We start from the raw sequence: 10,138 nt of genomic DNA on the forward strand, positions 1-10,138 counted from the left end.
ATTCACTAACCAAATTTCCCTGTTATATAATCTTCTGTTTCCTTTTTTGTCGGATTCGTAAATAATCGATCTGTAGGTCCCGCTTCAACAACAACACCATTGAGGAAAAATGCTGTTTGATCCGATATTCGCGCAGCCTGTTCCATATTATGCGTCACAATAACAATGGTATACTTTTCCTTCAGTTCAGTTATCAAGTCCTCCACCTTCGCTGTTGCAAGAGGGTCTAATGCCGATGTTGGTTCATCCATCAAAATAACATCAGGCTCGACCGCTAATACACGTGCGATACAAAGGCGTTGTTGTTGTCCACCAGACAAGCTCGTTCCTGGTGCCTTTAACCTATCCTTGACTTCATCCCATAGGGCAGCCTGGCGTAGGCATCTTTCAACGATCTCCCGCAACTTTTTACGATCTTTAATGCCATTTGCCCTTGGTCCATAAGCAACATTATCAAAAATACTACTTGGAAATGGATTAGCTTTTTGAAAAACCATCCCAATTGATTTCCGTAATTGTACGACATCAACATTTGGATTATAAATATCTTGACCATCAATTTCGATTTTACCTTCTACTTTTGTTTTATGAATCAAATCATTTAGTCGATTTAATGTCCGCAAAAATGTAGATTTGCCACAACCAGACGGCCCAATTAGAGCAAAAACCTCATGTTCTGGAATTTTTAACGAAATATCAGTTAATGCCTGCTTTTTCCCATAGTAAAAAGCCAATTGATCAACATCAATTTTTATTTTTTTATTCTTTTCCTTGATCATACTAACCACCCTCTAAGCTATCGTCACAGTTGTTTATTATGAAAATTGCTTAACTAGTTTTTTTAATAATATACTTGCAATAAAATTGATGATTAAAATAAGAATAATCAAAACAGCTCCCGTACCAAAGGCCATTTCCATATTCCCTGTCTCCATAGCAACCATGTATAAATGCAATGAAAGTGTTCGACCTCCATCAAAAATGGTACGCGGTATTAACAAGCTTCCTCCTAGCGTTAAAAGGAAAGCAGCTGTTTCTCCGACAACTCGACCTATTGACAAGATTAAACTCGTTAATATTCCTGGGAATGCTAATGGAAGGACTGTTTTTTTAATTGTATACCAACGTGTTGTACCAAGCGCTAAACTTCCTTCCCGTAAATTATCGGGTACATTTCGGAGCGCTTCCTCCGAAGCACTAATAATGACAGGTAGAATCATCATGACTCCAGTTAATGAACCTGACACGATTGACCATCCACCCGTATAATCACCAAGTAAAATCACAAAGAAAACAAAACCAAATAATCCAAACACAATTGACGGAATACCCGCTAAAGCATCTGTTGTAAAGCGGATAACCTTCTTCAATCGACTTTCAGCAATGTACTCATTTAAATAAATAGCTGTCCCTACCCCAATTGGCGTTGCTAATAGCAAAGTTAGACCCACTAAATAAACGGTCCCTAGAATAGCAGGATAAATACCACCATCAGCACCCATATTACGTGGTGAATCAGTAAGAAACTCAACATTAATCATCCCAAGTCCTTTACTCATCACATAAAAAATAATTGAAAGAAGGATAACCACCGTCATTGCAGTGGCGAGACTCAACAGACTAAAAGCAATCCATTGCTTTCGTATAACTTTATTCATGTGTTAATCCTCCTTTTTTACAAGTGCTAATGTGATAGAATTAAGAATCATAATAAAGATAAATAGGATAATACCTGTTGCAAATAGAGCTTGCCTATGCTCAGGACCTGCATATCCCATCTCTAAAGCAACATTTCCAGTCAATGTCCTAACCGGAGCAAAGATCCCCTTCCAACCAAGCGCTGGAATAGCAACTGTATTCCCGACCACCATAATAATTGCCATCGTTTCACCTAAAGCACGACCCGTACCTAAAATAATTGAAGTAATGATTCCCGATTTAGCAGCTGGAACAACAACCGTGGCTATACTCTGCCATTTTGATGCCCCTAGTCCTAATGCAGCTTCATGATACTCACTTGGTACCGCATGTATAGCATCACTGGAAATTGTGATAACCGTTGGTAAGATCATAATCGCCAAAATAATACTACCTGCTAATACCGAATAACCTGTTTGATAGGTAGAAGGTAGAGATTCACTTAATGGTCCATGTGCTAAATTACGAATCATTGCCCGAACAACAACCATACCAAAAAGCCCATAAATAACTGATGGGATTCCTGCTAATAAGTCGATCATTGGTCTAATCACACGAGTAACCTTAGCTGGAGCAATTAATGATAAAAATATTGCCACCGCAATTCCGATTGGTGCACCTAGTAATAATGCTAATATAGTGACTATGATCGTTCCTATAATCATCGGAAAAATTCCATATACGTGATTGAGTGGATCCCATTCCATGCCAAAAATAAAATCACTGATACCGTAATTAACCATGAAAGGTAAACCTTCCTTAAAAATAAAAATGCCAATTAAACCTAAAGAAACAACAGAAGTTAAAGCTAATATCAAAAGAATGACTTTAACAATCCGTTCCTCCAGGTTGTTATTAGTCTTGCTAAACATGACGATCACCTCATCTTCATTTCAGACATATATTGATAAAAAAGCTAAGAACAGGATGGCTTTATCACCATCCCGTTCTATTTATTATCCAACTCAAATTTCTTATAATAACCCTAACAGATTCGAATTAGTTGACAGGAATAAAACCTTGCTCCTCAACAATCGCTTGTCCTTCATCACTTTCAACAAAATTGAGGAATGCTTGGGCTAATTCTGATAAATCTTCATCTTCATTTGCTACATAATTAAAAGGTCTTGCAACAGGATAGTCTCCACTAGTAATGTTCTCAGCAGTCGGATCCGTCCCATCAACCTTTAATCCTTTAACATCATCATCTAATCCACCTAATGAAACATAACCAATCGCGTTTACTTCATTAGATACGGATTCTTTAACCGCACCTGTAGAATTTTGAATCAGAGCTGATTGAATCAATTCAATATCGCCTAATACGATATCTGTAAATGCACCTCTTGTTCCTGAACCATCCTCACGGCTAACGACTACAATCTCCTCATCAGCGCCACCAATTTCTGACCAATTTGTTATTTCACCAGCAAAGATTTGCTTGATCTGATCAAGTGTTAAATCCTCAACCGAGTTATCTGCATGAACAATAATAGCAATACCATCAATAGCAATTGTATATGTGTTAATTCCAGTTTCATCATCTGCTATCTCACGTGAAACAGCGCCGAAATCTGCTGTCTTCTCTTGCGCAGCTTGAATACCAGCTCCAGAACCACCACCAGATACTTCTAATCTAGCATCTGGGTTTTGTTCCATAAATGCAGCTGCTAGTTCTTCTGAGAGTGGTTGTACCGATGTGGAACCTGCCATTGTTATCGTGCCTGATGCCCCACCAGTTTCGCCAGCATTTGTATCTTCTACATCTCCATCTCCCGCAAGACCACTTTCTGAATCATCTCCAGCACAACCAAAAAGGATGACTGTAGTAAATAACGATAAAAGTAAAAATAGAAGCGTTTTTTTCATATCTAAATAATCCCCTCTCACATTTTGTTTGACACTTTTTAGTATAGGGGATGGATTTTAAGCTACCATTAATTAAATGTAAAGTCATTATTAAAAAATTGTTAACCCAATGTAAAGTTCTAATTCTATTTAGTTAACCTGTACGATTACACAACGATAAAGTGAGACTTCAATCAGTAGAGGGCCACATGACCTAAATGATGTAGACATTACCATAGGACATAGTGGGGGTAGTCTGCCTTCCCTATCCACTACTGACTGGGACTGCGGTTACTCGCCCCATCAAAGTGATTTGCGGTTACCCGTCCCATCGAACACCCTTGTTACTAGCTCAAATCTATGACCTAAAGGCCTTTTTGAACCAACCAGGCCTTTGCCGGCTGCTAGTCTACAAAAAAAATAAGTTATAAAATGATTTAGCTGTTCATTTTATAACTTGTCTATTTTTAATCACTTATCTTTTCTTCTTGCTGCTTTTTCACGTTCACTTTTGTTTAAAATTTTCTTACGTAAACGGATTGACTCTGGTGTCACTTCACAATATTCATCATCATTTAAATACTCAATTGCCTCTTCTAAAGACATTGTCCGTGTTTTTCTAATCGTTGCTGTTTGGTCTTTATTTGCTGATCGCACATTTGTAAGATGTTTTTCTTTCGTAATATTGACTGTAAGATCATTATCGCGATTATGCTCACCTACAATCATCCCAGCGTATACTTCAGTACCTGGTTCTACAAAAATCACCCCACGATCCTCAAGATTCATAATGCCATAAGTTGATGCCTTCCCATTTTCTAAGGCCACTAGTACTCCTTGACGGCGTCCACCAACTTGGCCAGGAACAACAGGTTGATAACTGTCAAATGTGTGATTGATGATTCCATAACCATGTGTTTGAGTCATAAATTCCGTAGTATAACCAATTAAACCCCGTGAAGGAACTCGAAATTCTAAGCGGACTTGGCCATTTCCCTGATTCACCATATCCAACATTTCTGCTTTTCGAGAACCAAGTGCTTCGATAACAGTTCCAGTGTGCTCTTCTGGAACATCAATTTGAACATGTTCCATCGGTTCATGTTTTACACCATCTATTTCTTTAATAATAACTTCAGGTTTAGACAACTGAAGCTCATAGCCTTCTCGACGCATATTCTCCACAAGTATTGATAAATGTAATTCACCACGTCCTGAAACAATCCAAGCATCAGGGGAATCGGTTGGATCAACACGTAGACTGACATCTGTTTCAAGTTGTGTCATTAATCGTTCTTTTATTTTTCTTGATGTGATATATTTACCTTCTTTTCCTGCAAACGGACTGTTATTCACAACAAAAGTCATCTGCAGCGTTGGCTCATCAATATGCAATAATGGTAAGGCCTCTTCTTGACCAACAGGACAAATAGTCTCACCAACATTAATATCCTCTAAACCAGATAAAGCAATGATATCACCTGCATATGCCTGTTCGATTTCAATTCGCTTTAACCCTAAGAAACCAAACATTTTTGTGACACGAAACTGCTTCATTTGACCATCTTTTTTAATTAATGTGACTTGCTGTCCAACATGAATTGATCCGCGTGCCACTCGACCAATTCCAATTCGACCCACATAATCATTATAATCAAGCAAGGTTACTTGAAATTGTAAAGGTTCTTCCTTATTATCTTCTGGAGCAGGAATATGGTTGATAATCGTTTTAAAAATTGCCTCCATTGATTCTTCCTGCTGATCCGGCTCTAATCCTGATGTGCCATTTAAAGCTGATGCATAAAGCACCGGGAATTCAAGCTGGTCATCATCAGCACCTAATTCAATAAATAGGTCCAATACTTCATCAATAACATGTTCTGGTCGTGCATTTGGACGGTCAATTTTATTTAACACAACAATTGGTGTTAACTTTTGCTCAAGTGCCTTTTTTAAAACAAAACGCGTCTGCGGCATACATCCTTCATAGGCATCAACGACCAGTAACACACCATCTACCATTCGTAAAATCCGTTCAACTTCACCACCAAAGTCTGCGTGACCTGGTGTATCTAATATATTTATCCGTCGGTCATTATATTGAATCGCTGTATTTTTAGCTAATATTGTTATTCCACGTTCACGTTCAATATCACCTGAATCCATCATTCGATCCTCAACCTGTTCGTTCTCTCGAAAAGTACCTGAATCCTGCAGTAGTTGGTCAACTAAGGTTGTTTTACCATGATCAACGTGAGCAATAATAGCAATGTTGCGAATATCTTCTCTTAATGGCATTCTATTTTACATCTCCTCTATCTTGCTAGCATTTGTGCTAAGCTGTAACTGAGTTATTATAGCACATTCCATATGGTCTAGGATAGTTTTTTAGAAAATTAAAATGTAATGACAAAACGCGCGCCTCCTAGCGGAGAGTGTTCGGCACGAATCGTACCATGTGACCGTTCAACGATCGCTCGGGATATTGCTAATCCAAGCCCTGTTTCTCCATCCTTCCCCTTAATAAATCGCTCAAATAACTGCGGAATCAATGCATCATCAACGCCATTCCCATCATCATCAACTATGATCTGCAAGCGACCATCTTTTTCTAATACTTCAATATAAACTTTTGTCTTTGCATGGCGAATTGCATTTGTGACGATATTCAACATCGCTTGAAGCATTTTCTCTTGATCAACATGGATAACAGCGTCATTATAAATCTGATGATTCAAAGCAATCTGTTGCTCTGTTGCCATTGGTATCGTACGATCAACAGTTGATTGAACAAGCTGACTCACATAAATATCTTCCTCATGGTAAACATCTTCATTACTATCTAATTTTGCTAATAAAATCATTTCATTGATAATTTTCTTTAATCGGCCTATCTCTGCGACAATCACTTCAAGGCCACGATCTGAATCTTCACCTTGAAAAACACCATCCTTAATTCCCTCCGCATAACCTTGGATCGTCATTAACGGTGTCTTCAACTCATGACTTGCATTTTGAAAAAACTGCTGTTGTGACTTCATATAACGTTCTAATTCATTTGCCATATCGACAACACTTTTTTCCACTTCTTTAATCTCACCAGAGGCTTTAACACGCTTAACATCATCAAATTGACGTTTTTCAATTTTTTTCAACTGATACTTCAACTGCGTTAATGGTGTAACTAAGCGATGAGTTAGGTAATGGGTTAGGATAATAATAACTAATATCCCGATTAAGAATACAATCATCAGCCGATTAAAAAAGATTTGCTGAATTTCTTGGATATGATCGAGCGGTGTAATCAATACTAACTCTTCATCCAATAACTCAGGATAAATGGATATAATTGAAACAACATATTGATTCTCACCATCAAACCAAAGCGGTTGTTGTTTCTGTGTTAAATCATATCTTTCCACCCAATCATGAATTAATTCTAAATCTAATGACCTTGAATAAAGCATCACTCGATCAATCGACCGATTGTATACAAACAGATATAGTTCCTCATTATTTAACCAATGTGAGAAATTACTTGGGACAACTTCGCTATACAAAAACTGGGATAACATCTCTCCTTTTTCTTGGAGCTGATCCTTTTCATTTTGAATTAGGACATTTAGCAACAATGAATGAATCGTAATCGATACAATTGTCATCGTAATGACTAACAGTGTTGTAAATGCTAAGGTCAGTTGTGTCTGCAATCTCATTTGTCAGCCTCGTCATCATCTCGTAATCGATAGCCATAACCCCAAACGGTTTCGATCGGTAAACCATCAATCTTTTTCCGTAGACGTTTAACTAAATCATCAACCGCACGATCACTACCAAAGTAATCTTCCCCCCAAATCAAAGTTAACAATTCCTCTCTTGAAAATGCTCGATTTTGATTTTGGATTAAGCTATATAACAATTCATACTCTTTTGCGGTTACTTCAATTTCTTCATCATACCAAAAAACCCGCCGATCACTTACTTGAACAGTTAAATGCCCCGCCCGGAAGTCTTGGTCTTTTTGATCAGCAATTTGTTCCTTATAGGTAGCAACACGTTTAAACAGGCGTTTCACACGAGCCACTAATTCACGCGGGCTAAAAGGTTTAGTTAAATAATCATCACTACCAAGCTCCAGTCCCAGGATTTTATCAACTTCTTCATCTTTAGCGGAAATAATGATAATCGGAACTTCACTTTCTTGTCTAATTTTTTTACATAGTTCATAGCCATCCATTCCTGGTAGCATAATATCTAAGATCCACATATCCGGTTGCTGATCACGTGTCATTTCCCAAGCTTCTTCCGCATTATCAACCATAGATAATGTATAACCGTCTTTTTCTAAATAAGCTGAAACAATATCTCTAATATTAGGATCATCTTCTACAAGAAATATATGATAGGACATTTCATTTACCTCCTTTATCAACTCTATTTTCCCATATTTAAGGCAAACTGACTAGTTCAATCTATTCCATACTTTTTTCACAAATATACCGAATGATTGCCGAATATATCCGCTATACTATTAAGTATAAAGTAACATATATATTTAATACAGAAAGAAGTGGCCAACATGGATGAATTCTATCATAATCATGATCAACAAAATGAAGAAAAGAAGCCATCAAATGATTTAGAACAAGCAGATCAAACACCTAATTCAATGAATCAAAAAAATAACAGTGAGCCTCCCATTAACAATCATCAGACGGGAAAGCCTAAAATATGGGCAATTTGGTTAAGTGGCATTATAGGTGGTCTAACTGTTGCTATTGTCGGATTCCTTTTACTCTATACTGGTGTCATTCCTATTAATCAATTTGCACAGAACAACGCTGATGAGGACCAAGTCATCTCTTCACAAAGATTGATCCAAACATCTAGTCAAGATGATGACGGTGTTTCGGAAGAATTGTTAAGTGATGTTGCAGGTGCAGTGGTAGGTGTCAGCAATTTACAAGCAACTGATTTATGGTCTGAGAGTACTGACGCTGGGTCAGGTTCAGGCGTTATTTATAAAATAGAGGATGACCGAGCTTACGTCGTTACTAACCAACACGTTATTGATGGTGCGAATCAAATAGAGGTCATCTTAACAGATGGTGAGCATGTTGAAGCTGAGCTCCATGGTAAAGACGAATTAACTGACCTAGCCGTTCTATCTATTGATGCCGAACACGTTGATACTGTTGCTCAATTCGGAAATTCCTCTGATCTAGTCGTCGGCGAAACAGCAATTGCCATTGGTAATCCACTAGGAACAGAATTTGCTGGAACAGTAACCAAAGGAATTATTAGTGGACTTGATCGTTCGTTGGATATTGACTTGAATAATGATGGAGTAGCAGATTGGAATGTGGACGTTATCCAAACAGATGCAGCGATTAACCCTGGTAATAGTGGCGGTGCTTTAGTTAATGCAGCTGGTGAAGTGATTGGGATCAACTCAATGAAAATTGCGACTCAATCCGTAGAAGGAATTGGGTTTGCTATTCCAATCGATGAAGCCTTACCAATTATTGAACAATTAGAAGCAAATGGTGCAGTCACCCGACCATTTATGGGTATTAGTGCAATTGATTTCTCTAGTGTTCCAACTCAACATATTCAAAGAACACTAAAACTTGATCCTAACGAGGTAACAAGTGGAATCGTAATCGCAGAAGTCCACTCAGGGTCTTCAGCTGATGAAGCAGGTCTAAAAGTTTATGATGTTGTTACAGCTATTGATGATGAACCTATTGAAGATATGATGGATCTAAGACAGTATCTCTATCGAGAAGCAAAAATAGGGGACACTGTTACGATTTCATATTATCGTGATGGCGTTGCAGAAAAAACAGACATTACGCTACAAGGTGAATAATAAAAGACTTATTCAATAAGAAGATTCGCCTCTCGTTAACGAGGACAATGGTTCGTTCAAACAGGGGAAAGTAAACCTTCACTCAGTGGGAATTCTTCTTCATCTCTCACTGAGTGTAAGATGAACGAATTGCGCCTTCAACGACTGTTAATCGACAATCAATGTTATTTCATTCATCAGAGTTTCTTTAAATGCTCTAATGAATTTAATATAGACGCTAATGATTGATCTTGTTAAAGTACACTTCATACCCTCTAATTTTCACTTATTCAATCATTAGCAAACAAACCCCTCTTGTGCCATAGAGGGGTTATCTTTTTCTGATTATATCAACATGCAGAATCCCATTCTCCAGATCAGTTGCTGAAATTGCTGTGAACTACCCACCACTTATTGCCTTGCGATCTAATTGAAGTGGGGGCTTCTCGACTTATCGCTGCTTTTACTAGCCAACGAAAACTGACCGAGCTACCCCTCTTGTTCCAAGAGTTTTGTTTCTATGCTAATAAGCGTAATCCCTCATTTTTGATATTGATTGCTGAATTGTGGTCACGATCTAGCACAAAACCACAAGAACAATGGTATGTACGTTCAGACAAGAACATTTTCTTTTCAGCACCACAGCATGAACATTTCTTAGTGGAAGGAAACCATTTATCTATTTTGATAAGCTGTTTCCCTTGTTCTTTTAGCTTGTATCCTAAGAAAGTAGTGAACATG

Annotated in this window: 9 protein-coding genes; 1 reads left to right on the top strand and 8 read right to left on the bottom strand. The window is 37.8% G+C overall.

What is annotated here, in order from left to right:
• Positions 1–5 precede the first annotated feature (5 nt).
• From pstB to KQI76_RS09730, 7 genes are all read right to left on the bottom strand, one after another.
• Positions 6–779, bottom strand: coding sequence for a phosphate ABC transporter ATP-binding protein PstB (pstB, locus tag KQI76_RS09700; RefSeq protein WP_216400111.1), 774 nt, complete (start codon positions 777–779; stop codon positions 6–8).
• A gap of 36 nt (positions 780–815) precedes the next feature.
• Positions 816–1,658: a phosphate ABC transporter permease PstA gene (gene pstA / locus KQI76_RS09705; protein WP_216400112.1), complete on the bottom strand. Its 843-nt coding sequence runs from the start codon at positions 1,656–1,658 to the stop codon at positions 816–818.
• Positions 1,659–1,661: 3 nt separating this feature from the next.
• Positions 1,662–2,570 (bottom strand): phosphate ABC transporter permease subunit PstC, encoded by a 909-nt coding sequence (pstC, locus tag KQI76_RS09710; RefSeq protein WP_216400113.1) that lies wholly within the window; start codon positions 2,568–2,570, stop codon positions 1,662–1,664.
• 127 nt (positions 2,571–2,697) lie between these two features.
• Positions 2,698–3,567, bottom strand: coding sequence for a phosphate ABC transporter substrate-binding protein (locus KQI76_RS09715; RefSeq protein ID WP_216400114.1), 870 nt, complete (start codon positions 3,565–3,567; stop codon positions 2,698–2,700).
• A gap of 450 nt (positions 3,568–4,017) precedes the next feature.
• Complete coding sequence (gene typA, locus KQI76_RS09720; RefSeq protein WP_216400115.1) at positions 4,018–5,844, bottom strand: translational GTPase TypA; 1,827 nt, start codon at positions 5,842–5,844, stop codon at positions 4,018–4,020.
• 98 nt (positions 5,845–5,942) lie between these two features.
• Positions 5,943–7,262 carry a sensor histidine kinase gene (locus KQI76_RS09725; RefSeq protein ID WP_216400116.1) on the bottom strand — a complete coding sequence of 440 codons (1,320 nt, stop codon included), beginning with the start codon at positions 7,260–7,262 and terminating at the stop codon, positions 5,943–5,945.
• Complete coding sequence (locus tag KQI76_RS09730; RefSeq protein WP_216400117.1) at positions 7,259–7,957, bottom strand: response regulator transcription factor; 699 nt, start codon at positions 7,955–7,957, stop codon at positions 7,259–7,261. The genes KQI76_RS09725 and KQI76_RS09730 overlap by 4 nt, the downstream gene beginning before the upstream one ends.
• Positions 7,958–8,125: 168 nt before the next feature.
• Here KQI76_RS09730 and KQI76_RS09735 point away from each other — a divergent pair, with 168 nt between their 5' ends.
• Positions 8,126–9,418, top strand: a complete 1,293-nt coding sequence (locus tag KQI76_RS09735; RefSeq protein ID WP_216400118.1) for a S1C family serine protease — start codon at positions 8,126–8,128, stop codon at positions 9,416–9,418.
• 497 nt (positions 9,419–9,915) lie between these two features.
• Here the strand turns inward: KQI76_RS09735 and KQI76_RS09740 are convergent.
• A partial coding sequence (locus KQI76_RS09740) for a zinc ribbon domain-containing protein (RefSeq protein ID WP_216400119.1) occupies positions 9,916–10,138 on the bottom strand: 223 nt, incomplete at its 5' end.

It is taken from the genome of Amphibacillus sp. MSJ-3 (assembly GCF_018919165.1).
Taxonomy (GTDB): Bacteria; Bacillota; Bacilli; order Bacillales; family Amphibacillaceae; genus Amphibacillus.